Annotated in this window: 1 protein-coding gene; it reads right to left on the bottom strand. The window is 52.9% G+C overall.

The window, feature by feature from the left end; all coding sequences use genetic code 11:
• Positions 1-8: 8 nt before the first annotated feature.
• On the bottom strand, positions 9-227 hold a 219-nt coding region (locus WLY71_RS31155; protein ID WP_347806613.1), incomplete at its 5' end, for a peptidylprolyl isomerase.

The raw sequence follows: 227 nt of genomic DNA, 5'->3' as shown, positions 1-227 counted from the left end.
CGGCGTAGCTACTTCATTTTTTGTGGCTTGATATCCACCACCGTGCCCGCTTGTACGTTTTTGATCGGTGAAAGCAAGTGCGGCGAAATATTCCAGCGTTGGCTGGTGTCGGTTACCACTGTGACGGTCTTGCGGTTGAACTTCATGACGGTACCGGACAGGCGCTCACCACTGGGTGAGTCGAAGCTTACCCGTGCTCCTGGATGGAACTGCATCATCGATTTATG

Origin of the sequence: Pseudomonas rossensis, from assembly GCF_039888995.1 — a bacterium.
Classification (GTDB): Bacteria; Pseudomonadota; Gammaproteobacteria; order Pseudomonadales; family Pseudomonadaceae; genus Aquipseudomonas; species Aquipseudomonas rossensis.
Note: the sequence above shows the minus strand (reverse complement) of the source record. Positions and strands in the feature narration are given on the sequence as shown.